Genomic DNA, 26190 nt, shown 5'->3' with positions numbered 1-26190 from the left:
GGCTCATGCCTCCGGGGTCCGGATCCGTCCGAGCCCCGGAGGCGCATGAGGTTCAGGAAACCCTCCGCAACGCAGCCGCTCCCGCGTCCCAGTCGCGGCCCGCGTTCGTGCCCCACTTCTCCCTGGCCTGGGCCGGGGTCAGCGTGACCGGGTTCAGGGGCGGCTCGCCGTACAGCTTCTGCTCCATGACCGGGCGTACGGCCGGTGCGAGGCGGTCGGTGAGGGGGAGCAGGATCTTCGGGTGGGCGGCTGCCCGCACCGCGGCGCGGGTGGGGGCGAGCGCGGCCAGGTCCAGGGCCCTCGGCTGGTCGAAGCCGCCCAGGACCCGCATCCAGCGCGGAATCGTGGCGATGACGGCCGGAGCCATCAGGCGGCTGCCGAGCCACATGTCCCCTCCTGCGACGGACCGCTGGGCCCGCAGGAAGTAGTGGATCAGGGCCCGCGCGTGCTCGGTCATGCACAGCCGCCTGCGGACGTCCGCGTAGTAGTCGCGTACGTCGGACCGTGACCTGGGCACCTTCGCCGGGTCGCAGGTCTGCAGCTCGGCGGCGATCGCCGACTGGGCCCAGTAGCGCTCCTGCTCGTCGGGGGTGAGCGGGCCGGGGCCGTAGCGCTCGTACATGAGGAGGTTGGAGTGCCAGCCGGTGACGTGGATCCACAGTTGCGAGTCCGGGTCGTTGGCGCTGTAGGGCCGCTGGGTGACCGGCTCGGTGCCCTGGGCCCGGTCGTGGATGCGCATCAGGACGTCGGACGCCTTCAGGGCCGTCCTGGAGTCCGCGACGGCGACCGTGAGGAAATAGGCGATGGTGTGGTTGAAGCGGCTCTTGGCGTACTCCCGCACCCCGTTCTGGTCCTCGACCGCCGCGGCGAGGAACGGGTCGAACGACTCGACGACGATGGACCGTTGGAAGGCGAGCAGTCCGATCGGGCCGTGCCCCCACACTTTCCACGTCGGCGATCCGGGTCCGAAGAACCCCCAGTCCTCGCGGCGCCCCAGCGGCTTGTGGACCATGGTGTACTCCTCGGACAGTAGGTGGCGGGACGCGACGTGGCCGGTGGTGACCGTGATGGCGATTCGACCGCCGGAAGCGAACCTGATCGCGAGTAACATCCGCACCATAGGCTGTTTGAATCTGAGTCAACAAGAGGTTGGAGCGGTCACGTGGACGAGGTAGCGCAGGCGGGGCTCGGCGCAGGGAAGTACCTGCTGGTCACCAGTTTCCGCAAGAACGGCAACGGGGTGCCGAGTCCCGTCTGGGTCGTCGAGGACGGCTCCGCGCTCGGCATCTGGACGGTCACGGACTCCTGGAAGGTCAAGCGGATCCGCAACCGCGCCGACGTCCTGATCGGCCCCTGCGACCTGCGGGGCAACCCGACCGGGGAATCGGTCCCCGCCACCGCCGAGATCTGCGACCCGGAGACGACGGAGCGCTACCGCACCCTCATCAAGCGCAAGTACGGCCTGGTCGGCCGCCTCACCCTGCTCGGCAGCAAGCTCCGGCGCGGCGCGACCGGGACGGTGGGCATCCGCATCACGCCCACCCCGCCCGCCGTGTGACGCCCCGCGTCACGCCACCCGCAGCTCCTCGGTCATCTCCTCCCGGAAGGCGACGGCCGTCTCCCGCGCGTGACGCAGCCCGATGCGGGCGAAGTCCCCTTCGAGCTCGGTCAGTTCGGCCAGTGTCTCGCTCCGGTCGCGACCGAGGCGGGCGCGCGACTTGACCAGGCCGAGCCGGGTGAGCGCCACGCCGCGCGGCTCCCGCATGTCGCTGAACTCCTCCAGGGCGATGGCGTACATCTCGCGTGCCGCGTCGTAACTCCCGTCCCGGTACAGGACATTGCCGCGCATCTTGTGGTTGTACGCGAGCGCGCTCGCCAGATCCATGGACCGGCAGATGACCTCCGCCTCCGAGAGCAGCGTGAGCGCCCGCTCCGTCTCGCCCCGCAGCGAGAGGACGTCGGCGACCCCGCGCAGCGACCAGGCGCGCCCCCGCGCGTCCTGAGCGTCGGCCGCGATCCTGACGCACTCCTCGAACAGCTCGAGCGCCTCGGCGTAGTCGCCGGTGTTCCGCCGCATCTGGGCGATGCCGGACATGGCCCACACCATGTGCCGCGCCTCGCCGTGCGCCCGCCCCTGTTCGAGCAGCTGCTCGTGGAGCGCGGCCACCGCCGCGTAGTCCCCCTGGATGCGTCCGGTCTCGGCGAGCCCGGCGAGCGCGTAGCCGTGCGCGAGCCGTTCACCGCTGTCGGCGGCCAGCGCGACTCCCCAGGTCAAGAGCCTTCGGGCGAGCCGCAGTTGTCCGCACTGGCGGGCGAGCGTGCCGCCGCTCCACAGGGCCCAGGCCATGGCCCCCTCGTCCCCCGCGACGCGTGCGCTGCGGTAGCTCTGGCGCCAGGCGGCGCCCGCGTCGTCCACCTGCCCGAGCCGCCGGTTGGCCTCGGCCAGGGCGAGAGCGGCGCGCGCCCTCTCCAGTGCGGTGTCCGCCTGGGAGAGGGCGCGGTCCGCCGCTGTCAGCACCTCCTCGTAGGAGGAGTTCACCCCGAGTGCCGTGCCCAACTCGCCTTGGTATTCAGGCGCGAATGCCTTGCCGTGCATAGATCCAGGACCTCTCGATCAACTCCGTACGTCGGTCTCCGTACGTTGATCAAGAAGCTACGAGCGGGGCGGGGTGCGGCGAATCCCTCCGCGTATGGGTCATTCCGTACGACTCCAGGGCTACGGGAGAGGCCATGGTCATCATCGGGATGTACGGGGAGGGCGGGGTTCCAGTGTCGTCAGTCGGCGTCCCCGGCGGGTGCGGCGGCGCCCGCGGTCGCCGACTGCAGGGCCGTGATGCACGCGGCGATCGACTTCTGCAGCTCCTCCAGGCGCAGCAGCATGTCGTCCTCGTAGATGTCATCGACCTCGGCGTCGTCGAAGGTCAGCTCCTCGAAGACCTTCGTCGCCTTCTGCAGGCTGCTGTAGAACTTCGCGCGGCGCTCCTGCACCCGCAGCTGCGGGTCGCTCTGGACGGTCTGGGCGACCAGGTCCTTCACGGTGTCGTACGCCTCGCGGGCCCACTCGCCGGAGTCCTCGCCCTCCTCCAGCTCGTCGATGAGGGACAGGTGGCGCTCGGCCTCCTCCTTCAGCTCGGCGGGCGCGTCGATCAGCTGGCCCGCCGGTGTCTTGACCTGACCCTTGTCGACGATCTGGCGGACGTAGTCGACGCGGTCGCCCGCCTTGGCCTCGGCCGCGACCGCCTTCTTGAGGTCGTCGGCCCGGACGATGTCGCGCACCATCTCGGTGCGCAGCGCCGGGTCCTCCTCGAGCCGGTCCATAAGGGCGCGCCGCGCCGCCTCCGCGGTCCCGGGGTCGGCGAGGATCGCGGCCCGCAGCGCGGTGGGGTTCTCGGCGACCTCCAGGGCCTTGGTGGGGCGGATGCCCTCGGCCTCGGCGGCCTCCGTGATCGCGGTGCCGCGCGGGGTGAGGGCACTGGAGCGTGACGCGTAGTACGTCAACCAGACGTCGGAGTCGGGAAGTTCGACGTCCTCGCCGGGCGTGAGCGCCTCGAAGTGGGGTACGAGGCCGTCGTCAGCGGCCTTGTCCCAGGCTTTGTAGTAGCGCATGACGCGCTCGGCGGAGCACCCGGCAAGATCGCTGAACTCCTTCGCCGAGACCTTCGGCGTCTCGTCGGCGCCCTGTCCGCCGGGGCGCACGCTGCGCGCCACCTTCAGGGCGAAGGCCCAGCCGCCGGTCCGTGCGTAGGCACCGAAGTCGCGGGCGTCCCGCGCCACCGGCTCGGGCACGTCGGTCGAGGTGTCGTCGGCCGAGGTGGCGTCGGACGTGTCGGCGGCTTCAGACGGCGCGATGGCAAGAGTCACGAAGGTTCTCCTGGATGGTGATGACAAGTATCTGAGAGCTGACTCGACACCTTATCGCTCCTATTGGGGTGTTATGAGGGCGAGTTGTTGCGTGGTGAAGAGGTGTCCCACGGTACGGAGGCGAATCCTCCGCCGATCAGGCGTCCGGTGTGGGTCCTACACAACCTGACCACATCTCCTCCCCGAGGATGACCCAGCGTGCACGGCACTACAGCGCCCGTGGGCCGATAGTCCGGCTCTGAGTCTGACTTCCGTCCCTGTCAGGGCCTGGACTATTGAGAGGAAACCTGCTGACCGCCCTGACGTGCGCTGATCGTGCCGCGGGGGGAGTCACCCTGCCTGCCGACACCGACGGGAGCCCCTTCGCCGTGGCTACGTTCCTCTACAAACTGGGCCGCCTCGCCTTCCGGCGACGCCGCTATGTGGCACTGATGTGGGTGGTGCTGCTGGCCGGCGTCGGCTTCTCCGCGTCGGCCGCACCCGCACCGCCCGAGGACTCCTTCTCCATGCCGGGGACGGAGTCCCAGAAGGCCTTCGACCTCCTCGACGAGAAGTTCCCGGCGGCCAGCGCCGAGGGCGCCACCGCCCGTGTCGTCATCCGCGCCCCCGAGGGCGAGAAGCTGACGCAGTCCGGCCCCAAGAACGACGTCGAGAAGCTGGTCAAGACCCTGGGCACCGGCCCGCAGGTCGCCGAGGTCGCCGACCCCTTCAAGGCCAACGCCGTCAGCAAGGACGGCACCACCGCGTACGCGTCCGTCACGTACAAGGTCAACGCCCAGGAACTCACCGACAAGGCGCGCGACGCGCTGACCAAGGCCACCGACGACGCCCGCAAGACGGGCTTCACCGTCGAGACCGGCGGCGACGCCGTCATGGCCGAGCAGGAGATGGGCGGCTCAGCCGAACTCATCGGCATCGCGGTCTCCGCGGTTGTCCTGATCATCACCTTCGGCTCGATGGTCGCCGCGGGCATGCCGCTCCTCACCGCCATCATCGGCGTGGGCATCGGCATCTCGGGCATCGCGGCCCTCGGCAGCGTCCTCGACCTCTCCGCCACGACCTCGACGCTCGCGATGATGATCGGCCTCGCCGTCGGCATCGACTACGCCCTCTTCATCGTCTCCCGCTACCGAGCGGAGATCGCCGACGGCCGGGAGCCCGAGGAGGCAGCGGGCCGCGCCACCGGCACCGCGGGTTCCGCCGTGGTGTTCGCCGGACTCACCGTCATCGTCGCGCTCTCCGGCCTGGCGATCGTCAACATCCCGATCCTCACCAAGATGGGCCTGGCCGCGGCCGGCACGGTCGCGATAGCCGTCCTCATCGCCCTCACCATGATCCCCGCGCTGCTCGGCTTCGCGGGCAAGAAGGTGCTGCGCCGCAAGGACCGCAAGAAGCCCGCCGGTGAGCTGCAGGACCCGAACGCCAAGCCGAAGCTCGGCACGCGCTGGGCACGCTTCGTGCTGCGCCGCCCGATCCCGGTCCTGCTGCTCGCCGTGGTGGGCCTCGGTGTGGTCGCCGTACCGGCCACCAGCCTGGAGCTCGGCCTGCCCGACGAGGGCACCTCGGCACCGGACACCACGCAGCGCAAGGCGTACGACATGCTGTCCGAGTCCTTCGGCGCCGGCTTCAACGGCCCGCTGATGGTCACCGTCGACACCGACAAGGACAAGGGCGCCGCCGCCGCGGCCGACACCGTCGGCAAGGAGATCGCCAAGATCGACGGCGTCGCCGCCGTCACGCCGGCGAACGGCAACAAGTCCGACGACACCGCGATCTTCAACGTCGTACCGAAGACCGGCCCCAGCGACCACAAGACCGAGGGCATCGTCAAGACGATCCGCTCGACGGTCGACGGCCTCGGGGACAAGACGGGCTCCGAGGTCCTGGTCACCGGCGCGACCGCCATGACCATCGACTTCTCGCAGACCCTGGACGACGCGCTCCTGCCCTACCTGGGACTCGTCGTCGGCCTCGCCTTCCTGCTCCTGATGCTGGTCTTCCGCTCGGTGCTCGTGCCGCTCAAGGCGGCGCTCGGCTTCCTCCTGTCGGTGACAGCCGCACTCGGTGCAGTCGTCGCGGTCTTCCAGTGGGGATGGCTCGCCGACATCGTCGGCGTGGACCAGCCGGGCCCGATCATGAGCATGATGCCGATCTTCATGATCGGTGTGGTCTTCGGCCTCGCGATGGACTACGAGGTCTTCCTGGTGACGCGCATGCGTGAGGCGTACGTCCACGGGGCGCGCCCCGGTGAGTCCGTCGTCACCGGCTTCACACACGGCGGACGGGTCGTCGCCGCGGCGGCGGTCATCATGATCAGCGTCTTCTCCGGCTTCATCATGGAGAACGACGACATGATCAAGATGATGGGCTTCGGCCTGGCCATCGCCGTCCTCTTCGACGCCTTCGTCGTCCGTATGGCGATCGTTCCCGCCGTGCTCGCCCTGCTGGGCAAGTCGGCGTGGTGGCTGCCGAAGTGGCTCGACCGGCTGCTCCCGAACGTCGACGTGGAGGGCGAGAAGCTGCACCGGCAGCTCGGCGACTTCCCCGAGGCGCGCGAGGACGACCAGGACCGGGAGCTCGAGTCCGTACGCGGCTGAGCACCTGACGCTCCGTGAGGAGTACCCCGTCAGCCCGGTGACCGATCACGGTCACCGGGCTGACGCCTGTCTGGTCCGCCCGCTCAGCGGTCCGCGAAGACCATCCACACCTGGCCGGGCGCGAAGGGCATCCGCTCCCCGTTGGGGCGGGTGAAGGTCGTGCCGCCCGTGGCGCTCGACCGCTTCCAGCGGGTCTTGTACGCCTTGCCGCCCCGCAGGACGGTCGCCCTGCCGCTGCCGATCGTCTTGATGTACGGGGTCGCCGCGCCGTTGACGTCCTTGTAGCGCGACGGGGGCATGTCCACGTACTGGATCACGATCGTCTTCGCGCCGAGGCGCGACCCCGAGGTGCTGCGGGCCGGGGCCCCGTCGAAGGACGCGAGCCAGCGGCGCTCCTGGGGCGACCAGCGGAAGGTGTGGCTCGCCGACGCGTAGCGGACGGTCCGCACGGACGCGGGGGAGCCGCCCGCGGGTGCCCTGCCGAAGCGGAAGCCGATGTCCGTGGGGTGGTCGGCCTTCGGGGCCGAGCGCAGCACGGACCGGGGGCGGACGAAGAGGTTGTGCGGGGCGGGGCGGCTGCCGCTGCGGAAGTAGGCACCCGGGAGGCGGCCGTGCGAGCGGACGTACAGCGGGGACCGCTTGAGCATCTTGCTGAGCGAGCTGCGCACTCCCGAGTAGGCGAGGGCCGGGCGGCCGAACTGCCGCAGCAGCTCGACGTCGGACTCCCGGGCGCTGCGCACCGGGCCGACGTACTGCGGCAGGCGGCTGGAGTAGACCCCCATCAGCCGGCTCATGCCGCCCTCGACCTTCTCCACGTAGACGATGTCCGCCTGCGCGAGACCGGTGTGCGGCCGTGCCATGCGCGCGTTGTCGAACTTCACCGCGAGCACCGGGCCCTGATCGGCGCTCACTCCGGTGAAGGGCGACCGGTCGCGCGGCGGGGCGCCGGGGTCCGCCGGTGCGCTCTCCTGTGCGGCTCCCATGGTGAGCGCGCCCACGGCGACCGTGGCGAGGAGTCTGGTGCCGATGCGGCCGCGGCGGCGGGCCCTAGGGCCTCTCGTTTGGATCAGGCCGGGCTCGCGGGGTCTGGTACGCACATCTGCGGCGTTGCCGTCAGTTGCCAACGCTCCGCGTTGTCGCCCTCCTCCGCCTTGCAGCTGCACGCACCAGACCCCGCTCCCTGATCCGGCCTGATCCAAACGAGAGGCCCTAGCTGTCATCGCGGTTCTCCGTTCGTCCCCGAACGCGCGGTTCCGGGACCAGTTCGTTCCTGGCAGTGGCAGCCGCAGTCCTTCCTCCCCGGCGCCCGCGGCGAACCCGGTTAGGGCCATCCAGCCGCCAGGACTCACCGCAGCGGCGTACGTGCCGGGCCCTCCCGCGGGCCCGGCACGGTCCGCCGCCGTCAGGCGGTGTGCAGGGTAAGGCCGTACCGCCCGAGGATCTCGTTGATCGGCTGGTGCCAGGTCTCGCCGCCGCCGCTGCAGTTGCCCCAGCCGCCCGAGGTGACGCCCTGGGCCTGGTCGCCGCTGATGAACGAGCCGCCGGAGTCGCCCGGTTCGGCGCAGACGCTCGTCTTGGTCATCTGGTGGACGGCGCCCTGGCTGTAGTTCACGGTCTCGTTCTTGGCGAGCACGCTGCCGCAGTGCCAGTGCGTGGTTGAGCCGGAGCGGCAGATCGACGCTCCCACCGGAGCCTCGGCCGAGCCGCGCACGAGCTGGTCGGAGACGGTGCCCCAGCCGAGGACCACCGGGACGGTCCACCAGCCGTTGCCCACGCTGACGTACGCGTAGTCGTTGTCGGGGAACGAAGAGCCCTGGAAGCTGCCGATGGTCGAGTTGTCCCAGCCGCGCACCGCGGCTCCCGCCTGCCCGCAGTGGCCCGCGGTGACGAACCCTCCGTGCACCGAGAAGCCGATCGAGCAGCGGACGTTGCCGGTGTAGTAGGGGTCGCCGCCCACGGTCCCCGCGGCGAAGGTGCTCGGCGCCTTGCCGACCGTCTCGACCTGGACGGGGCCCGCCTCGCGGGCGCGGTCGACGAAGCGTCGGACATCGTTGTCGTCCCGCTGAGCGGCGACGACGTTCACCACGACCTTGTTGCTGCGCGGCGCGACGTGCCAGCTGCTGACGCCCTTGGGTGCGGACAGGGCGTCGATGCGTTCCTTGGCGGCGTCCAGTTCCTTCGCGCTGTGGCGGACCACGCGGACGGCGGCGCCGGCCTCGCGCAGGGCGTCGGTCTTGCGCGCGCTGGTGGTGGCGACGGTCAGCTTTCCGGTGTCCGCGTCGTACCAGGACCCGGCGTAGGAGGATCCGGCCGCCCGCTGCGCCGCGCGGTCGACGCGGATCGCGGTCTTCTCGGAGGCGAGGCGGGCGCGGGCCTGGCTCGCGGTGAGCCCGAGGTCGTCCTGCAGGGCGGTGAGCATGCCCGCGGAGGCGGGCGGAGCGGAGGGTGCGGGGGCGGCGCTCGCGGTGGGGGCGAGCGAGGCGCTCGCCCAGGTGCCGACCAGGAGCAAGGAGGAGAAGGCGATGCGCACTCCGGTTCTGCGTCTCATGGCAGTGCCCTTTCTGTCGTTCCATCGAGGTGGGGAGGAACAGGGTGATGAGAGCGCTCTCACGATGAGTTCAGGCGGAGCATAGGAGCGGCTTGGCAGTCATGTCCATACCAACTGACCGCTCTCAGGCGGCAATTGGTGTCAGAAATTGATGCGAGACGAAGACTGGGTACGGTGTACGCTTTTCCTTCCGCCCGGTTCAGGCCAAGGAGCATCAGTGACGGTCACCCCCGCCGACAGCCACAACGTGATTCAGGTGCGAGGCGCCCGCGAGAACAACTTGCGCGACGTCTCGCTCGACATCCCCAAGCGGCGGCTCACCGTCTTCACCGGAGTCTCGGGCTCCGGGAAGTCCTCGCTCGTCTTCGGCACCATCGCCGCCGAGTCCCAGCGGCTGATCAACGAGACGTACACCGCGTTCATCCAGTCGTTCATGCCGAGCCTGGGCCGCCCCGACGTGGACGGCCTGCGCAATCTCAGCGCGGCGATCGTCGTCGACCAGGAGCGGATGGGCGCCAACTCGCGCTCCACGGTGGGCACCGCCACCGACGCGTACACGATGCTCAGGATCATCTTCAGCCGCCTCGGCGTCCCGGAGATAGGGACATCGGGCGCCTTCAGCTTCAATCTGCCCGAAGGCATGTGCCCCCAGTGCGAGGGCACCGGGGAGGCCTCCACGGTCGACGTCGACCAGCTCGTGGACCGCGAACTCTCGCTGAACGAGGGCGCGATCACGGTCCCGTACTACGCGGTGGACTCCTGGAGCTGGCAGATCATGGCCAACTCCGGCTTCCACGACCCCGACAAGAAGCTCAGGGACTTCACCGAGCAGGAGTGGTCCGACCTGCTGCACAAGGCCCCGGTCAAGGTGAAGGTCGGCTCGAACGGCTTCACGTACGAAGGCCTGATCGCCAAGATGCAGCGGACCTGGCTCGCCAAGGACCGCGATTCCCTCCAGCCCCACATCAAGACCTTCGTGGACCGGGCCGTGGTGTTCGCCCGGTGCCCGCTGTGCGACGGCACGCGTCTCACAGCGGCCGCGCTGTCGTCGAGGATCGACGGCCTGAACATCGCCGACTGCTCGTCGATGCAGATCAGCGATCTGGCCGTGTTCGTACGCGGACTCGAGGACCCCGCTGTCGCGCCGCTGATCGCGAGCCTGCGCGAGCTGCTCGAATCGCTGGTCGAGATCGGGCTCGGCTATCTGAGCCTCGACCGCACATCGGGTTCGCTCTCCGGCGGCGAGGCGCAGCGCGTGAAGATGGTCCGCCATCTCGGCTCCAGCATCACCGACGTGACGTACGTCTTCGACGAGCCGACCATCGGCCTGCACCCGCACGACATCCGGCGCATGAACGATCTGCTCGTCCGGCTGCGCGACAAGGGCAACACGGTGCTCGTGGTGGAGCACAAGCCCGAGGTCATCGCGATCGCCGACCACGTGGTGGACCTCGGCCCCGGGGCCGGAACGGCGGGCGGTGAGATCTGCTTCACCGGCGACGTGGCGGGGCTGCGCGCCTCCGGCACGCTGACCGGGCGGCATCTGGAGCACCGGGCCGGGCTGCGCGAGCAGGTGCGCGTGCCCAAGGGGCAGCTGTCCATCAAGGGCGCCGACCTGCACAACCTCAAGGACGTCGAGGTCGACATCCCGCTCGGGGTGCTCGCCGTGGTCACCGGGGTCGCGGGGTCCGGCAAGAGCTCGCTGATCCACGGCTATCTGTCCGGGCGCGATGGCGTCGTGGTGGCCGACCAGTCGCCGATCCGTGGCTCGCGCCGCTCGAACCCGGCGACCTACACGGGGCTGCTCGGCCCGATCCGCACCGCGTTCGCCAAGGCCAACGGCGTCAAGGCGGCGCTGTTCAGCGCGAACTCGGAGGGTGCCTGCCCCAAGTGCAACGGCATCGGGCTCATCTACACCGACCTGGCGATGATGGCCGGGGTGGCATCCGTCTGCGAGGCCTGCGAGGGGGAGCGCTTCACGGCCGAGGTCCTCACCTACCGGCTGCGCGGCAAGAACATCAGCGAGGTCCTCGGAATGTCGGTCGCCGAGGCACACGACTTCTTCCCCTCGGGGCAGGCGCACACCATCCTCGGCCGCCTCAGCGATGTGGGGCTCGGCTATCTGCGCCTCGGCCAGCCGCTCAACACCCTTTCCGGTGGCGAGCGCCAGCGCCTCAAGCTCGCCATCCACATGGCCGAGAAGTCATCGACGTACGTCCTGGACGAGCCGACCACCGGACTGCACCTGGCCGACGTGGACAAGCTCCTCGCACTGCTCGACCGGCTCGTCGACGACGGCAACTCGGTGGTCGTCATCGAGCACCACCAGGCGGTGATGGCGCACGCCGACTGGATCATCGACATCGGCCCCGGCGGCGGCCACGACGGCGGTCAAGTGGTGTTCACCGGGACGCCCGCGGCCCTGGTGGCCGATGCGCAGACCGTGACGGCGCAGCATCTGCGGGAGTACGTCGCGGGCTGAGCGGGGCCCGCGGTGACCAGCCGATCGTGCTCGGGCCCGGTGTCCGCGTAGGGTGCGTGAATGAGCATGCTGGATGACGCCCGCGCGGGCATGAACCCTGAGATCCGGCCGCAGGACGACCTGTTCGGCCACGTCAACGGTCACTGGCTGGAGACCGAGGCGATCCCCGAGGATCGCTCCAGCTGGGGCCCCTTTGTGCAGTTGGTCGACACGGCCGAGGAACAAGTGAAGGTGATCATCCAGGATCTGGCGTCGGCCGCGTCGTCCGGCGCCGTCCCGGATGACGCACGCAAGATCGCCACGCTGTACGCCTCCTTCATGGACGAGGAGACGATCGCCGCCCGCGGGCTCGCCCCCGCGCAGCCCTTGATCGACGAGGTCGCGGGGGTGCGGGACACCCGCGACCTCGCCGCGTTCCTCGGCCGCTTCGAGCGGACCGGCGGCTCCGGCCTCTTCGGTTCGTACATCGACACGGACGACCGCAACTCCGACCGCTACCTCTTCAACGTCCTCCAGGGCGGGCTCGGCCTGCCCGACGAGTCGTACTACCGCGAAGAGAAGTTCGCCGAGATCCGCGAGAAGTACGTCGCCTACCTCACCGAGCTCCTCACGCTCGGGCAGCACGCCTCGCCCGCCGACGCGGCGCAGGCGGTCCTCGCCCTGGAGACCCGTCTCGCCGCGGGCCACTGGGAGCGGGCCGAGACGCGTGACGTGCAGAAGACCTACAACCTCCTCACCCTGCACGAACTGATCACCCTGGCACCGCACTTCGACTGGCGCGCCTATGTCGAGGGGCTCGGCGGCTCGGACGACACCATCGCCGAGACGTGCGTCCGCCAGCCGTCCTACTTCCGTCACCTGTCCGCGGTCCTGGACGAGGTGCCGATCGAGCAGTGGCGGGACTGGACGCTGGTCCGGGTCCTTCGCTCGTGCGCGCCGTACCTCACGGACGCGTTCGTCCGGAACAACTTCGAGTTCTACGGCCGCACCCTCAACGGCACCCCGGAGCTGCGCGCCCGGTGGAAGCGGGCGGTCGGCTTCGTCGAGGGCTCCATCGGTGAGGCCGTCGGCAAGGAGTACGTGGCCCGGCACTTCCCGCCGAGCTCCAAGGCGATGATGGACGACCTCGTCGCCAACCTGCTCGAGGCCTACCGTCAGTCGATCGCCCGCCTGGACTGGATGACGGACGAGACGAAGGAGCGCGCGTACGAGAAGCTCGCCACGTTCCGTCCCAAGATCGGCTACCCGGACACGTTCCGCGACTACTCGGCCCTCGAGGTCTCTCCCGACGACCTGCTCGGCAACGCGCAGGCGGCGGACGCCTTCGAGTCCGACCGGCAGCTCGCCAAGATCGGCTCCCCGGTCGACCGCGACGAGTGGTTCATGCTGCCGCAGACGGTCAACGCGTACTACAACCCGGGCACCAACGAGATCTGCTTCCCCGCGGGCATCCTGCAGAAGCCGTTCTTCTCGCCCGACGCCGATCCCGCCGAGAACTACGGCGGCATCGGCTCGGTCATCGGCCACGAGATCGGCCACGGCTTCGACGACCAGGGCGCGCAGTACGACGGCGCGGGCAACCTCAACGACTGGTGGACCGCGGCCGACAAGACCGCGTTCGAGGCGAAGTCGAAGGCGCTGGTCAAGCAGTACGACGCCTTCTCGCCCCGCAATCTGCCCGACGAGTTCGTCAACGGCTCCCTGACCGTCGGCGAGAACATCGGTGACCTGGGCGGCCTGACCATCGGGCACACGGCGTACAAGATCGCTCTCGACGGCGCCCCGATGCCCGAGAGCGACGGCACGACCGGCTCCCAGCGGCTCTTCATGAACTGGGCCTACTGCTGGCGCACCAAGCGCCGCAAGGAGCAGGAGCAGCAGTACCTCACCATCGACCCGCACTCGCCGCCCGAGTTCCGGGCCAACATCGTGCGCAACCTCGACGAGTTCCACGAGGCGTTCGGGACGGCGGAGGGCGACGGTCTCTGGCTGGAGCGCGCGGAGCGCGTCCGGATCTGGTGATCCACCGGCGGCCGCGGCGCTCCTGCCGCGGCCCCCGTCTCCACGCCGAGCGTGGATCCTGACAGAAGCATTGACGTGCCCTTGCCACACTCCTACTTTTTGGTCGGTAATCCGAACTGCGTCCGGTATATCGAACAATCAGGTAAGGGATGAGGCACTCATGGCCCCCGCACCCGCCAGACGAGCCGTCCTCCGCGCCGCAGTTCTCGCGGCGGCGGCACCGGTGATCCCGTCCCTCGCGGCAGGCAGGGCGGCCGCGGCACCGCGAACGGTGGTCCATGCGGGTGCGCAGGCCGCGACCCCTTCGAGCTGGACGGCGCAGCCGTTCCCGCTCAAGGACGTCTCGCTGCGCGAGGGTGCCTTCGCCGCCAAGCGGGCCCTGATGCTCGACCACGGCCGGGGCTACGACGTGCACCGGCTCCTCCAGGTGTTCCGCGCCAACGCGGGCCTCTCCACCCGGGGCGCGGTGGCCCCCGGCGGCTGGGAGGGGCTCGACGGCGAGGCGAACGGAAACCTCCGGGGCCACTACACCGGCCACTTCCTCACCATGCTCTCCCAGGCCTACGCCGGCACGGGCGACAAGGCGTACGCCGACAAGATCGGCACCATGGTCGGGGCGCTGACGGAGGTCCGTGCGGCGCTCCGCCGCGACCCGGCCGTCCTCGGCGTCCCCGGCAAGTTCGGTACGGCCGCGGAGAACGTCCGCGGTTCCCACCAGTACGTCGATCTTCCCTCCGGTGTCCTCGGCGGTGCCTCGGACGTGACCTTCTCGGCCTGGGTGAAGCCGGTCCACGACGCCGACTGGACCCGGATCCTCGACTGCGGCAACGACACGAGCCGCTACCTCTACCTGGCCGCCCGCAACGCGGACGGAGTCCCGCGCTTCGCCATCACGACCGACGGCCCTGGCGGCGAACAGGGCATCAACGGGACCGCGCCGCTGCCCCTGGACGAGTGGAGCCACGTGGCGGTGACGCTCGCGGGCACCACCGGCACGCTCTACGTCAACGGCACCGCCGTCGCCTCGAACACCGCGATGACCCTGGACCCGGCCGCACTGGGCACCCTGAAGAACAACTGGCTCGGCCGCTCCAACTACGCGGCCGACCCCGTCTTCGCGGGCGCGTTCGACGAGGTGAACTTCTGGTCGCGGGCGCTGACCGCCACCGAGATCGCCGGACTCCAGGAGGAGCCCGCCGCCGGTTCACCCGCCGGAGCGGGGGACTTGGCGTCGTACGCCTTCGACGAGACGAGCGGCGGCTCCTTCGCCGACAGCTCCGGCCGGGGGCGGCACGCCACCTTGCGCCGCACCTGGGGCGGGCCGAGCCATCCGGGGTTCCTCGCGGCGTACCCGGAGACGCAGTTCATCGCCCTGGAGTCGATGACCAGCGGTGACTACACGGTGGTGTGGGCGCCCTACTACACCGCGCACAAGATCCTGCGCGGTGTCCTCGACGCCTATCTGTACACGGACGACACCCGGGCACTCGACCTCGCGTCGGGCCTGTGCGACTGGATGCACTCCCGTCTCTCCGCCCTGCCACGGAGCACCCTGCAACGCATGTGGGGGATCTTCTCCAGCGGTGAGTTCGGCGGCATCGTCGAGGCGATCTGCGACCTGTACGCCCTCACCGGCAAGGCCGAACACCTGGCCCTTGCCCGCCTCTTCGACCTGGACAAGCTGATCGACGCGTGCGCCGCCGGCGACGACACACTCGACGGCCTCCACGCCAACCAGCACATCCCCATCTTCACGGGACTGCTGCGGCTGTACGACGAGACGGGGGAGCGGCGCTACCTCGCCGCGGCGAAGAACTTCTGGGGCATGGTCGTCCCGACGCGCATGTACGGCATCGGCGGCACCAGCACCGGCGAGTTCTGGAAGGCTCCCGGCGTCATCGCAGGAACGCTCGGCGAGACCACCGCCGAGACCTGCTGCGCGTACAACCTGCTCAAGCTGAGCCGGGCGCTGTTCCTCCACGAGCAGGACCCCGCCTACATCGACTACTACGAGAGAGCCCTGTACAACCAGGTCCTCGGTTCGAAGCAGGACAAGGCCGACGCGGAGAAGCCGCTCGTCACGTACTTCATCGGCCTCCTGCCGGGCCACGTGCGCGACTACACACCCAGGGCGGGCACGACCTGCTGCGAGGGCACGGGCATGGAGAGCGCCACCAAGTACCAGGACTCCGTGTACTTCCGGAAGGCCGACGGCTCGGCCCTGTACGTCAACCTCTACAGCCCCTCTGTGCTGACCTGGAAGGAGAAGGGCATCACGGTCACGCAGACCACCGACTACCCGAGGGAACAGGGCACCACGCTCACCGTCCGGGGCTCGACCGCGGCCTTCGATCTGCGTCTGCGCGTACCGGCCTGGGCGGGGAGCGGGTTCGCCGTGACCGTCAACGGCAGGAAGGTGAAGGCCGATCCGGCCCCCGGCAGCTACTTCTCCGTGTCACGGACCTGGCGCGACGGCGACACGGTCCGGGTCTCCATCCCCTTCCGGCTGCGGGTGGAGAAGACCCTCGACAAGCCGGAGGTCCAGGCCCTGTTCTACGGACCGGTCCATCTCGTGGCCCGCGACAGCCGCAAGACCTACCTCCGGTTCGGCCTCTACCGCAATGCCGCGCTCTCCGGCGACCTGCTGCCCTCGCTCACCCCGGTCGCGGGCGCACCGCTCCACTACACGCTCGACGGCATCGACATCGCGCCCTTCTCCGAAGGCACGGAGGACCCGACGCACTCCTACTTCCAACGGGCCGAACCCAAGGTGGTCTTCGGCACGACCGACTCCGGCGTCACCAACCCGGCAGGGTCCGACGGCGCGACGCTCCTCGACGACATCTGGTCGGCCGCTCCCTTCAAGGACAAGGGCGCGCTGGTCAAGCACGTTCGGACCGTCGTGGACACCTGGGTCTCCGGCGGACGGCTGAGCGAGGCGGACGGCACGAAGGTGGTCGGTACGGCGAAGAGTGCGTCGTACGTCCCGTAGGCGTGCCGTAGGTGTCGTGGCTGCGAGAACCGCAGGGCGGGTGGTCCCGGGCGAGGGAATCCGTCGTCAACCAGGCATGTTGGTTAAGGAGTTAAGCAAGCAGGCTGCTTCGTGCACTCCACGGACACTCCACGGCCCAGGTCGATCCGACGGCCTATTGACGGGAGACACCCATGCCTGCTGGCGGAACCCCTTGGATGCGCGTCGTACGCGCGCGACGTGAACCGGCGGACGCCGGTACGACCCGGCGCACCGTGCTGCGCGGCGGACTCGCCACCGCGAGCGGTCTCGCACTCGGCGCCACGCTCACGCCCACCACAGCGCGCGCCGCGGACCGCACCACCGCGCACGACGCCCGCGTCGTCGTCATCGGCGCGGGCCTCGCCGGGCTCACCTGCGCCCACCGGCTTGCCCAACAGGGCGTCAAGGCCCAGGTGTTCGAGGCGAGGGACGGCCGTGTGGGTGGACGCTGCTGGACCGCGCGGGGCTTCGCGTCGGGCCAGCTCGCCGAGCACGGCGGCGAGCGCATCGACACCCGGCACACCCATATCCGCAAGCTGGCGGCGGAGTTGGGGATCTCCCTGGAAGAGGAGAACCCCGACCGCGAGCACGGCGAGCGCGGCGTCATCCACCTCCAGGGCAAGGTGGTCACCGAAGACGCGGTCTACCGGGACATGGAGGTCGTGCAGAAGCAACTCGCCGCCGACGCACGGCGTATCGGCAGTTACGCCGCGGACGAGGCGGGGCGCGCCGCCCGTGACTTCGACGGCCTGTCGGTGCGGGACTGGCTCGCGGCGAACGTACCCGGCGGAATGTCGTCCCTGCTCGCCTCCGCGATGGCCAACAGCGTGGCCACGTTCTTCGGCAACAGCGCCGACGAACTGAGCGCGATCAACCTCATAGAGCAGTACATCGGACCCGCCGGAGCCGACGAGAAGTACCACGTCAAGGGCGGCAACGACCTCATCCCCCAGGCGATGGCCGAGCGGCTGCCCAAGTCGGCCCTTCACTTCGACGCGCCCCTCACGGCCGTACGCCGCGCGGGCGGCACCTACCGGCTGCGCTTCGGCGGCCGCAGAGGGGAAGTCACCGCCGACCGCGTCGTGTTCGCCCTGCCCTTCACCACCCTGCGCCGCGTCGACCTGGACGGCGCGGGCCTCAGCGCCCGCAAGCGCGAGGCCATCGACAACCACGGCATGGGCACGGATGCCAAGCTGCTGTTCCAGTTCGACCGCCAATTCCCGCGGTTCGACGGATTCAGCGGCGGCATCATGAGCGACAACCCGCTGTTCAGCTCCTGGGACACCTCTTCGTACCAGACAGGACCGGAAGGTCTGCTCACGCTGTTCACCGGCGGCTGGAGCGGCGCGAGTTACCCGGCCGAGCGCCCGCACGCCGCGCCGTCCGCCACGGTGACGGACCTGGCACTGCGGCACCTCGACGCGCTCGTCCCCGGCCTCAAGAAGGCGTACAACGGCCGCGGCTGGCTGGACTCCTGGGTCGACGACCCCTGGGCCCGCGGCTCCTACGCCTCCTACCGCCCCGGCCAGTACACCCGGTACTGGGGCTTCACGGGACGCCGGGAGGGCGGCCTCCACTTCGCGGGCGAACACACCAGCACGCACAGCCAGGGCTACCTCAACGGCGGTGTGGAGAGCGGGGAACGGGCGGCGCGGGAGGTGCTCGCGGCCTTGGGGAGAGGGCCGTTGGCGTAGAAGGCGGGATGGGCGTGCAGGCGGCGGACGTAGGCGCGGACGTGGGGGTGGGAGTCGCCTGCCTCGGCCGCGTCCGGAGTGGGGTGGACGAGAGCGGCCCACAAGTCCACGTCCACCGAGGTGAGTTCGTCGCCCACGAGGTACGGGTGGGAGGCCAGCCGGCCGTCGAGGCGGTCCAGCGTCTCGACGGTGAGGGGGCCCGCGAGGAGTTCGTGCCAGGTGTCGATGTGCGCCGCCAGGGCCGATGGGCGCAGGAGAGGGCCGCTGCCGTGCGCGGCGAGGCGGCAGGCGAGGTCGCGCAGGATGTCGGGCGTGTGGTTGCTGACGACGTGCCCGCTCCAGCGGTCGCACAGGGCGGGAACGGTCAAGGGGCCGTCGAAGTGGTGCTCGGTGGCCTCGTAGTAGCGGTGCAGTGAGTCGAGTGCCGCCGCAGGGGTGTGCGAGGTCAGGAGCGTCGTGGTGACCGACTCCCGGAGTCCGAGCAGGTCGAGGGTGATCGAGACGCGCAAGGAGCGCGGACATCCGGCCGAGAGGTACAGGTGATAGCGGTGCGGCGCCGGGTAGAAGCCGCCGGCCAGGTCGGCGCCGATGCGGCTGCGGATCGGCGCGGGGCAGCTGCCGCCCGGGACGGTTTCGAGCGGGGAGCACGGATCCGGATCCGTGAGGGAAGTCGGGTGGGAAGGGTGGGAACGGTGCGACGTGGTCTCGGGCATGGCTCTCCAGGCAGGTGAGAGGGCGCCGACCGCGCGCACGGCGACGGTGGCACAGGGGAGGGGGAGGGAGAGAGTGATGCGTGGACGTCAGACGGCTGGAGCCGCTGCGCTGCACACGCGCAGCAGGTCGATGTGCAGCCGTCTGGTCAACACGCGGGGGCGGGGCCGGGGCGCGGTCAGGAGAGGCCGCTGGGTGCTCTTCCTCTCACCGACCGCCCTGGACATGTCCACCAGCCCTGCCGTCGAGGCCCGTTGCAACCGGGGCCGCACTTGCCCCGCCGCCACGGCGGGACCCGGTCGTCACCCGGGGCACCCCGTCGCGGCGGAAGGGTTGCCTGCCAGCGGGCCGGGGCCGATGAACCGCTCGTGCAGGGAGCCTGCCGGGCGGGCGCTGACAATCGTGACCGTCCCCGGAAGTCTGGGTCCGGGCACAGGGCGCCGTCAAGAAGGCCGTGCAACTCCCGGCGCGGAGGCGGAACAGATGGCGTGGCCCGGCGGTTGTCCTTGACGGAGAGGGACGACGAGGCACGTACGGCGATGTGAGGACGCCCATGATCGACGGGCATTGCGCACCGCTGCGACCTCACGTAACGTCCCGAGCAGCTTACGAGTGTCGACGTCAAGCCCTGGCTTGCCGAGCGGAGGTGACGGACATGCCGGCAGTCTCCGCCGTGCCGTCCACGTCATCCCTGCTGCCGCCCGTGTCCGCTCGGCGTGTCATCACGATCGCCCCGAGCCGCCAGGTGCACCTGTACTCCCGGCCGCACATCGACCTCCAGCGCGTCGCCGGCGCGCTCTGTCGTTCCTGACCCGTCACCCCGCCGCCGCACCCTCGGAGCCGAGGGGCCGGTGTTCTCGTACGGTCGATCAGGAAGGCACTCCTTCGTGTCGTCATCATCTTCACCCTCGTCCGCGTTGCCCTCTTCCGTTCCCTCCGCTCCTTCGCTGCGCCTCGCCGTCGCGCTCGACGGCGCGGGCTGGCACCCCGCCGCCTGGCGCGAACCAGCCGCCCGCCCAGGGGAGTTGCTCACCGCCCAGTACTGGGCCGATCTGGTCACCGAGGCCGAACGCGGCCTGCTCGACTTCGTGACGATCGAGGACGGACTCGGCCTCCAGTCCTCGCACTTCACCGAACCCGACGGACGCACCGATCAGGTACGAGGGCGGCTCGACGCCGTCCTCATCGCCGCCCGTGTCGCGCCACTGACCAGCCACATCGGCCTTGTGCCGACCGTGGTGGCCACGCACACGGAGCCCTTCCACATATCCAAGGCGATCGCCACGCTCGACTACGTCAGTGAGGGCCGCGCAGGCGTACGGGTGCAGGTGTCCGCACGCCGGAACGAGGCCGCGCACTTCGGGCGCCGCACGCTTCCCGCCCTCGATGCCGTCGAGGACCTCGGCAGGCCGGAAGTGCGGGAGTTGACCTTCGACCTCTTCGACGAGGCAGCCGACCACATCGAAGCCGTGCGCAGGCTCTGGGACAGCTGGGAGGACGACGCGGAGATCAGGGACGTCGCCACCGGCCGCTTCGTCGACCGCGACAAGCTGCACTACATCGACTTCGAGGGCAAGCACTTCAGCGTCAAGGGCCCTTCGATCACGCCCCGGCCGCCGCAGGGCCGCCCCGTCGTCAGCGCGCTCGCCCACGAGACCCCCACCGACGCCCCGTTCCGTCTCCTCGGCCGCTCGGCCGACATCGGATACGTCACCCCGCGCGACGCCGGACACGCACACGCCATCGTCACGGCGGTGCGAGCGGAACAGGACGCCGCAGGGCGGGCCGATGAGCCCCTGCATCTCTTCGGCGATCTGGTGGTGTTCCTCGACGACGACCAGGGAGCCGCCGAAGCCCGCAGGGAGCGTCTGGACGCCCTCGCCGGTCAGCCGTACAGCAGTGACGCGCGGGTGTTCACCGGTACGCCCGCCCAACTGGCCGACCTGCTCGTGGAGTTGGGGCAGGCCGGGCTGACCGGATTCCGGCTGCGTCCCGCCGTCGTCGGGCACGACCTCCCGGCGATCACCCAGGGCCTGGTGCCCGAACTCCAGCGCCGCGGCGCCTTCCGGCGCGCGTACGAAGCCGACACCTTGCGCGGCCTCCTTGGCCTGACCCGCCCCGCGAGCCGCTACGCCGCCACCGCCTGAGCCGGACCGGAAGGAACCCCGTCATGAGCAAGTCACCGGACAAGCCGCTCAAGCAGATCCACCTCGCGGCGCACTTCCCCGGCGTCAACAACACCACCGTATGGAGCGACCCCGAGGCCGGGAGTCATATCGAGTTCTGCTCCTTCGCGCACTTCGCGCGGACCGCCGAACGCGCCAAGTTCGACTTCCTGTTCCTCGCCGAGGGGCTTCGGCTGCGCGAACAGGGCGGAAAGATCTACGACTTGGACGTCGTGGGACGGCCCGACACCTTCGCCGTCCTCACCGCACTCGCCGCCGTCACCGAACACCTCGGCCTGACCGGCACCATCAACTCCACCTTCAACGAGCCCTACGAGGTGGCCCGCCAGTTCGCCAGCCTCGACCACCTCTCGGGCGGGCGCGCCGCGTGGAACGTCGTGACCTCCTGGGACGCCTTCACCGGCGAGAACTTCCGCCGCGGCGGATTCCTCCCGCAGGAGGAGCGGTACTCCAGGGCGAAGGAATTCCTCGCCACGGCAGGCGAGCTGTTCGACTCCTGGCGCGGGGACGAGATCGTCGCCGACCAGGAGACGGGCACCTTCCTGCGCGACGCGCGGGCGGGAGCCTTCGTCCACCAGGGGCAACACTTCGACATCCAGGGGCAGTTCAACGTCCCGCGCAGCCCCCAGGGGCGGCCGGTCGTCTTCCAGGCCGGTGACTCGGACGAGGGGCGCGAGTTCGCCGCCGAAGGCGCGGACGCGATCTTCAGCCGGTACAGCACGCTCAAGGAAGGCCAGGAGTTCTACAGGGACGTCAAGGGCCGCCTGGCCCGCCACGGCCGCACCCACGACCAGCTCCTCATCCTGCCCGCCGCGACCTTCGTCCTCGGTGACACGGACGCCGAGGCGGAGGAGCTCTCGCGTGAGGTGCGGCGCAAGCAGGTCAGCGGTGCCACGGCGATCAAGCACCTGGAGTTCGTCTGGAACCGCGACCTCTCCGCGTACGACCCGGAGGGCCCGCTGCCCGACATCGATCCGGACGTGGGTGAGCACACGATCGCCCGCGGCCGTGCGCAGGTGCGGATGTACCGCGACCCGCTGGCCACCGCGCGGGAGTGGCGCGAGCTCGCTGCCGCGAACAAGTGGTCCATCCGCGACCTCGTCATCGAGACCGGCAACCGCCAGTCCTTCGTCGGCTCCCCGGCCACCGTCGCCGAGACGATCAACTCCTTCGTCCAGGCCGACGCGTCCGACGGCTTCATCCTCGTCCCGCACATCACCCCGGGCGGACTCGACGCCTTCGCCGACACCGTGGTCCCGCTGCTCCAGGAGCGCGGCGTGTTCCGCACGGAGTACGAGGGAACCACCCTGCGCGACCACCTCGGCCTGGCCCACCCCGACTCCGGGGCGCGCCTGCCCGAGCCTGACCCCGAGCCCGTATCCACACCCGAACCCACTCCCGAACCCACACCCGTGCCCGCGTCGGCCGACCACTGAGGAGGACCACCCACATGTCAGCCATCCCGCTCGGCGTCCTCGACCTGGTCCCGGTCTCGTCCGGCTCCACCGCGGCCGCTGCACTGCACAACTCCATCGACCTGGCCCGGCAGACCGAGCGATTCGGGTACGCCCGCTACTGGTTCGCCGAGCACCACCTCAACCCGGGCGTGGCCGGCACCTCACCGGCGGTCGTCCTCGCCCTGACCGCCGCGGCGACCTCGACGATCCGGCTCGGGGCGGGCGCGGTACAGCTCGGCCACCGCACCGCTCTGTCCACGGTCGAGGAGTTCGGCCTGATCGACGCGCTGCACCCCGGACGCCTCGACCTGGGCCTCGGCCGCTCCGGCGGCAAGCCGCCCGGAACGGCCGCTGGTGCGCCGCCGACCGCGACCCCCGTCGTCGACGGCCACGCACCCAACGGACTGCGGATCCCGCCGCGGTTCTCCTACGAGCATCTGCTGGGCTCGCCCCGCGTCGCCCTGCAGCGCAAGCTGCTCCAGCTGCCGCACGCCCAGTCGCAGGACTACGGGGAGCAGATCGACGACATCCTCGCGCTGCTCGCGGGGACGTACCGTTCCGAGGACGGCATCGAAGCGCATGTCGTCCCCGGTGAGGGCGCCGACATCGAGGTGTGGATCCTGGGCAGCAGCGGCGGCCAGAGTGCGGACGTCGCGGGCCGCAACGGTCTGCCCTTCGCGGCGAATTACCACGTCAGTCCGGGGACGGTGCTGGAGGCCGCGGACGGCTACCGCGCCGCGTTCAAGCCCTCCGACGTACTCGACGAGCCCTACGTCAGCGTCTCGGCGGACGTCGTCGTCGCCGAGGACGACGAGACCGCCCGCGAGCTCGCCGCGGGCTACGGCCCGTGGGTCCGCAGCATCCGCACGGCGGAGGGTGCCATCCAGTACCCGACGCCGGAGGAAGCGCGTCGGCACGTCTGGACCGACGCGGACCGCGCGCTGGTGGAGGACCGCACCGAAACCCAGTTCACCGGCTCCCCGGGACGCGTCGCCGACCAGCTGGAACAGCTCCAGGAGGCCACCGGCGCGGACGAGTTGCTCATCACCACGATCACCCACGGCCACGCCGACCGGGTGCGCTCCTACGAACTGCTTGCGGAGGAGTGGCGGCGCAGGTGATCCTCGCCCTCGCCCTCGCCCTGTCCGGGCGAGGGCGAACAGCGAACACGTCATTCGGGAGGCGACGGCAGCTCGGGTGCGGGTCCTGGCAGTACCGCGAGGCGGGATCTCCATGTCCACATGCCGGAACCGGGTTGTCGGCGGGACAAGGACCCGGTCAGGATGCACGCATGAACCCCGCCCTCGTCTCCCGTCGCCACGTGGACCTTCTGCGTGTCTCGGGGATGCTGTGTCGGGCCATCTCCTGTTGTCGCGCGGCCTGTTGCTGAGCGCTCCACCGAGCCTCCGCACCCCTGCACACCGCTGACGACCTCATTCGACCGGTCGTCGGCCGTCGCCGCACCTGACTCCTTCCTCAGCCCCGGACACCCGGGCAGCCCGGCACGCCCCTGCGCATGACGCGGGGCGGCCCGCCCGCGTCCGCTCTCTCTCGAGGTGCCCCAGCATGTCCTCCTCTGCCGCCCCCGTGCTGCACTGGTTCCTGCCCACCGGCGGCGACGGCCGCGACCCCGGTGGTGTCACCGCCGTCCAGGGCCGCACCGCCACCGCGACCCGACGCGCCGCCGACCTCGGGTATCTCGCCCAGGTCGCCCGCGCCGCCGAGCAGTCGGGCTTCGCCAAGCTGCTGACTCCCGTGGGCCTCGGCTGCGTGGACCCCTGGGTGCTGACCCCGGCCCTGGCCGCGGTCACCGAGCGGATCGGCTTCCTCGTCGCCTTCCGCGCGGGGCTCGCCCGGCCGACGCTGCTCGCCCAGCAGGCCGACACCTTCCGCCGCCTGTTCGGCGACCGCATCGCGCTGAACGTGGTCACCGGTGGCGACCCGGCAGAGCAGCGGGCGTACGGCGACCATCTGCCCAAGAGCGAGCGGTACGTCAGGACCGGCGAACTCATGCAGGTCGTACGCGAGTTGCTCGACGGCAAGCCGGTCGACCTCGAAGGCCTTCATGTCCGGGTGGAGGGCGCCCGGCTGGATGCGCCCGCATCGGCTTCGTACGTACCCCTCTACTTCGGCGGCGCCTCCCCGGCCGCCGAGGAGGTCGCGGCGCGCCATGCCGAGGTGCAGCTCCTGTGGGGCGAACCCCCGGCCGCGCTCGCCGAACGCATCGCCAGGGTGCGCGACAAGGCAGCGCTCCTGGGCCGCACCCTGCGCTTCGGGCTACGGCTGCACGTCATCACCCGCGACACCGCCGCCGAGGCGTGGGCGGAGGCCGACCGCATCCTCGCCGGGTTCGACCCGCAGGCGGTCCGCGCCTCCCAGGACCGCTTCGCCCGCATGGACTCCACCGGGCAGGCCCGGATGACCGCCCTGCACGGCGGCTCGGCCGAGAACCTGACCGTCGCCCCCAACCTCTGGGCGGGCATCGGCCTCGTCCGAGAAGGTGCGGGCACCGCGCTGGTCGGCTCGCACGACGAGGTCGCCCAGCGGCTCTTCGAGTACCGCGGGCTCGGCATCGACGAGTTCGTCCTGTCCGGCTATCCGCACCTCGAAGAGGCCTACAGGGTCGGCGAAGAAGTAGCTCCCAGGCTGCGCGCGCTCACGGAGGCGACGGCGTGACCCTCCTCAAGAACACAGAAGCGAGCCCCCGACCCGCGTCGGCAGCAGCACCGCGGCCCGCACGGCGGACGTGGGCCGCGGCAGCGCCCCTGCGCTGGACGTCGCTGCGGCTCCTGGCGCTCGCCGTGCTCCTCGCCGCCTGGCAGGCGGTGGTCGTGGCCGACGTCTGGCCACGCGTCCTCGTGCCGTCGCCCGGGGACGTGTGGCACGCCTTCGTGGAGGCGTCGACCGTCCACGACGGGGTGCGCGGATTCAGCGGCCACCTGCTCGGCGAGCACCTGGCCGTCTCGCTGCGCCGGATCGGCATCGGCACCGCGTACGCGGCTCTCGCCGGGATTCCGCTGGGGCTGCTGATCGGCGTGGTGAAACCGCTCGCGGTGGTCCTGGAACCGGCGGTCACCTTCCTCCGCACGCTGCCGCCGCTGGCGTACCTCTCCCTGCTCGTCATCTGGTTCGGCATCGACGAGACCCCGAAGATCTGGCTGCTCGTGATCGCCGCGCTGCCGCCCATCGCGGCGGCCACCGCGGCCGCGGTACGCGGGGTGCCGGGCGACCTGGTGGAGGCCGCGCGGGCGCTGGGCGCCGGGCCCGTGGTGCTGCTCCTTTCCGTACGGCTGCCCGCCGCACTGCCGGAGATCCTCACCGGTGTACGGATCGCGGTCGGCATCGCGTACACCTCGGTCGTCGCCGCCGAGACCGTCAACGGCGTACCCGGCATCGGCGGCATGATCCGCGACGCCCAGCGCTACAACCAGACCGACGTCGTCATCGCCGGGATCATCGCCATCGGCCTCTCCGGGATCGTCCTGGACGCCCTGTTCAAGGGGGTGGAGCGGGTGGCGGTGCCGTGGCGCGGCCGCGTCTGACGCCCGGCCGCCCTGCCCCCTCTCCCGCTTCCCCGCCTTCCCTCCCTTTCCGGCCTTCCCGCTCCACGTCAACGTAC

The 26190-nt window shown here is 70.5% G+C and carries 18 protein-coding genes and 1 riboswitch; of the genes, 12 read left to right on the top strand and 6 right to left on the bottom strand.

The annotated features are described in order from the left end of the window. Nucleotides 1-52: 52 nt before the first annotated feature. Entirely contained in the window at nt 53-1012 is a 960-nt protein-coding gene (locus tag ABZ833_RS03110; protein ID WP_361040254.1) for an oxygenase MpaB family protein, read from the bottom strand. A 150-nt stretch (nt 1013-1162) separates the two neighbouring features. Between ABZ833_RS03110 and ABZ833_RS03105 the strand changes: the two genes are divergently transcribed. Then, nucleotides 1163-1558 carry a PPOX class F420-dependent oxidoreductase gene (locus ABZ833_RS03105; RefSeq protein WP_249585750.1) on the top strand — a complete coding sequence of 132 codons (396 nt, stop codon included), beginning with the start codon at nt 1163-1165 and terminating at the stop codon, nt 1556-1558. A 9-nt stretch (nt 1559-1567) separates the two neighbouring features. Here ABZ833_RS03105 and ABZ833_RS03100 read toward each other — a convergent pair whose 3' ends face one another. Together ABZ833_RS03100 and ABZ833_RS03095 are read right to left on the bottom strand one after the other, a co-directional pair. Continuing rightward, nucleotides 1568-2596, bottom strand: coding sequence for a tetratricopeptide repeat protein (locus ABZ833_RS03100; RefSeq protein WP_361040251.1), 1029 nt, complete (start codon nt 2594-2596; stop codon nt 1568-1570). A 179-nt stretch (nt 2597-2775) separates the two neighbouring features. Further along, a complete protein-coding gene (locus tag ABZ833_RS03095; RefSeq protein ID WP_361040248.1) occupies nt 2776-3861 on the bottom strand; it encodes a hypothetical protein in 1086 nt (361 codons plus the stop codon). Between the two features lie 368 nt (nt 3862-4229). On the opposite strand from ABZ833_RS03095, the gene ABZ833_RS03090 reads away from it, so the two are divergent. Then, on the top strand, nt 4230-6458 hold the full coding sequence (locus ABZ833_RS03090; RefSeq protein ID WP_361040246.1) for an MMPL family transporter: 2229 nt from the start codon (nt 4230-4232) through the stop codon (nt 6456-6458). 83 nt (nt 6459-6541) lie between these two features. Here ABZ833_RS03090 and ABZ833_RS03085 read toward each other — a convergent pair whose 3' ends face one another. After that, on the bottom strand, nt 6542-7555 hold the full coding sequence (locus ABZ833_RS03085; RefSeq protein ID WP_361040244.1) for a DUF3048 domain-containing protein: 1014 nt from the start codon (nt 7553-7555) through the stop codon (nt 6542-6544). Between the two features lie 305 nt (nt 7556-7860). Beyond that, the gene (locus tag ABZ833_RS03080; RefSeq protein WP_361040241.1) at nt 7861-9006 is read right to left on the bottom strand and encodes a S1 family peptidase; all 1146 of its coding nucleotides are present in this window, start codon (nt 9004-9006) and stop codon (nt 7861-7863) included. A 217-nt stretch (nt 9007-9223) separates the two neighbouring features. Here ABZ833_RS03080 and ABZ833_RS03075 point away from each other — a divergent pair, with 217 nt between their 5' ends. The 4 genes from ABZ833_RS03075 to ABZ833_RS03060 all read left to right on the top strand — a co-directional run bounded on the left by ABZ833_RS03075 (nt 9224) and on the right by ABZ833_RS03060 (nt 18217). Then, a complete protein-coding gene (locus tag ABZ833_RS03075; RefSeq protein WP_361040239.1) occupies nt 9224-11488 on the top strand; it encodes an excinuclease ABC subunit UvrA in 2265 nt (754 codons plus the stop codon). A 60-nt stretch (nt 11489-11548) separates the two neighbouring features. Beyond that, nucleotides 11549-13510, top strand: coding sequence for a M13-type metalloendopeptidase (locus ABZ833_RS03070; protein WP_361040236.1), 1962 nt, complete (start codon nt 11549-11551; stop codon nt 13508-13510). A gap of 160 nt (nt 13511-13670) precedes the next feature. Continuing rightward, complete coding sequence (locus tag ABZ833_RS03065; RefSeq protein WP_361040234.1) at nt 13671-16502, top strand: beta-L-arabinofuranosidase domain-containing protein; 2832 nt, start codon at nt 13671-13673, stop codon at nt 16500-16502. 173 nt (nt 16503-16675) lie between these two features. Further along, the gene (locus ABZ833_RS03060) at nt 16676-18217 is read left to right on the top strand and encodes an FAD-dependent oxidoreductase (protein ID WP_361040232.1); all 1542 of its coding nucleotides are present in this window, start codon (nt 16676-16678) and stop codon (nt 18215-18217) included. Here ABZ833_RS03060 and ABZ833_RS03055 read toward each other — a convergent pair. Then, complete coding sequence (locus ABZ833_RS03055) at nt 18136-18930, bottom strand: glutathione binding-like protein (protein WP_361040229.1); 795 nt, start codon at nt 18928-18930, stop codon at nt 18136-18138. The genes ABZ833_RS03060 and ABZ833_RS03055 overlap by 82 nt on opposite strands. Nucleotides 18931-19191: 261 nt before the next feature. Continuing rightward, nucleotides 19192-19336: riboswitch (SAM riboswitch) on the bottom strand. A 247-nt stretch (nt 19337-19583) separates the two neighbouring features. On the opposite strand from ABZ833_RS03055, the gene ABZ833_RS03050 reads away from it, so the two are divergent. The 6 genes from ABZ833_RS03050 (at nt 19584) to ABZ833_RS03025 (ending at nt 26113) form a co-directional block, all read left to right on the top strand. Next, complete coding sequence (locus ABZ833_RS03050; RefSeq protein WP_361040227.1) at nt 19584-19739, top strand: putative leader peptide; 156 nt, start codon at nt 19584-19586, stop codon at nt 19737-19739. A 106-nt stretch (nt 19740-19845) separates the two neighbouring features. Then, the gene (locus tag ABZ833_RS03045; protein ID WP_361040225.1) at nt 19846-21075 is read left to right on the top strand and encodes an LLM class flavin-dependent oxidoreductase; all 1230 of its coding nucleotides are present in this window, start codon (nt 19846-19848) and stop codon (nt 21073-21075) included. Nucleotides 21076-21098: 23 nt separating this feature from the next. Next, entirely contained in the window at nt 21099-22550 is a 1452-nt protein-coding gene (locus tag ABZ833_RS03040; protein WP_361040222.1) for an NtaA/DmoA family FMN-dependent monooxygenase, read from the top strand. A gap of 14 nt (nt 22551-22564) precedes the next feature. Continuing rightward, nucleotides 22565-23692 carry an LLM class flavin-dependent oxidoreductase gene (locus tag ABZ833_RS03035; protein WP_361040220.1) on the top strand — a complete coding sequence of 376 codons (1128 nt, stop codon included), beginning with the start codon at nt 22565-22567 and terminating at the stop codon, nt 23690-23692. Nucleotides 23693-24137: 445 nt separating this feature from the next. Beyond that, nucleotides 24138-25247 (top strand): LLM class flavin-dependent oxidoreductase, encoded by a 1110-nt coding sequence (locus ABZ833_RS03030; RefSeq protein WP_361040218.1) that lies wholly within the window; start codon nt 24138-24140, stop codon nt 25245-25247. Further along, nucleotides 25244-26113 (top strand): ABC transporter permease, encoded by an 870-nt coding sequence (locus ABZ833_RS03025; protein WP_361040215.1) that lies wholly within the window; start codon nt 25244-25246, stop codon nt 26111-26113. The genes ABZ833_RS03030 and ABZ833_RS03025 overlap by 4 nt, the downstream gene beginning before the upstream one ends. Nucleotides 26114-26190: the final 77 nt, after the last annotated feature.

The sequence above is a fragment of the Streptomyces sp. NPDC047525 genome, from assembly GCF_040643025.1.
Lineage (GTDB): Bacteria > Actinomycetota > Actinomycetes > Streptomycetales > Streptomycetaceae > Streptomyces > Streptomyces durmitorensis.
This window is presented reverse-complemented; position numbering and strand designations above follow the sequence as displayed.

Excerpts from the sequence above, each read along its gene's own strand:
- ABZ833_RS03110 (WP_361040254.1), bottom strand. The coding sequence starts at position 1,012 with ATGGTCCACAAGCCGCTGGGGCGCCGCGAGGACTGGGGGTTCTTCGGA.
- ABZ833_RS03100 (WP_361040251.1), bottom strand. The coding sequence starts at position 2,596 with ATGCACGGCAAGGCATTCGCGCCTGAATACCAAGGCGAGTTGGGCACG.
- ABZ833_RS03080 (WP_361040241.1), bottom strand. The coding sequence starts at position 9,006 with ATGAGACGCAGAACCGGAGTGCGCATCGCCTTCTCCTCCTTGCTCCTG.
- ABZ833_RS03070 (WP_361040236.1), top strand. The coding sequence starts at position 11,549 with ATGAGCATGCTGGATGACGCCCGCGCGGGCATGAACCCTGAGATCCGG.
- ABZ833_RS03065 (WP_361040234.1), top strand. The coding sequence starts at position 13,671 with ATGGCCCCCGCACCCGCCAGACGAGCCGTCCTCCGCGCCGCAGTTCTC.
- ABZ833_RS03060 (WP_361040232.1), top strand. The coding sequence starts at position 16,676 with ATGCCTGCTGGCGGAACCCCTTGGATGCGCGTCGTACGCGCGCGACGT.
- ABZ833_RS03055 (WP_361040229.1), bottom strand. The coding sequence starts at position 18,930 with ATGCCCGAGACCACGTCGCACCGTTCCCACCCTTCCCACCCGACTTCC.
- ABZ833_RS03050 (WP_361040227.1), top strand. The coding sequence starts at position 19,584 with ATGCCGGCAGTCTCCGCCGTGCCGTCCACGTCATCCCTGCTGCCGCCC.
- ABZ833_RS03040 (WP_361040222.1), top strand. The coding sequence starts at position 21,099 with ATGAGCAAGTCACCGGACAAGCCGCTCAAGCAGATCCACCTCGCGGCG.
- ABZ833_RS03035 (WP_361040220.1), top strand. The coding sequence starts at position 22,565 with ATGTCAGCCATCCCGCTCGGCGTCCTCGACCTGGTCCCGGTCTCGTCC.
- ABZ833_RS03030 (WP_361040218.1), top strand. The coding sequence starts at position 24,138 with ATGTCCTCCTCTGCCGCCCCCGTGCTGCACTGGTTCCTGCCCACCGGC.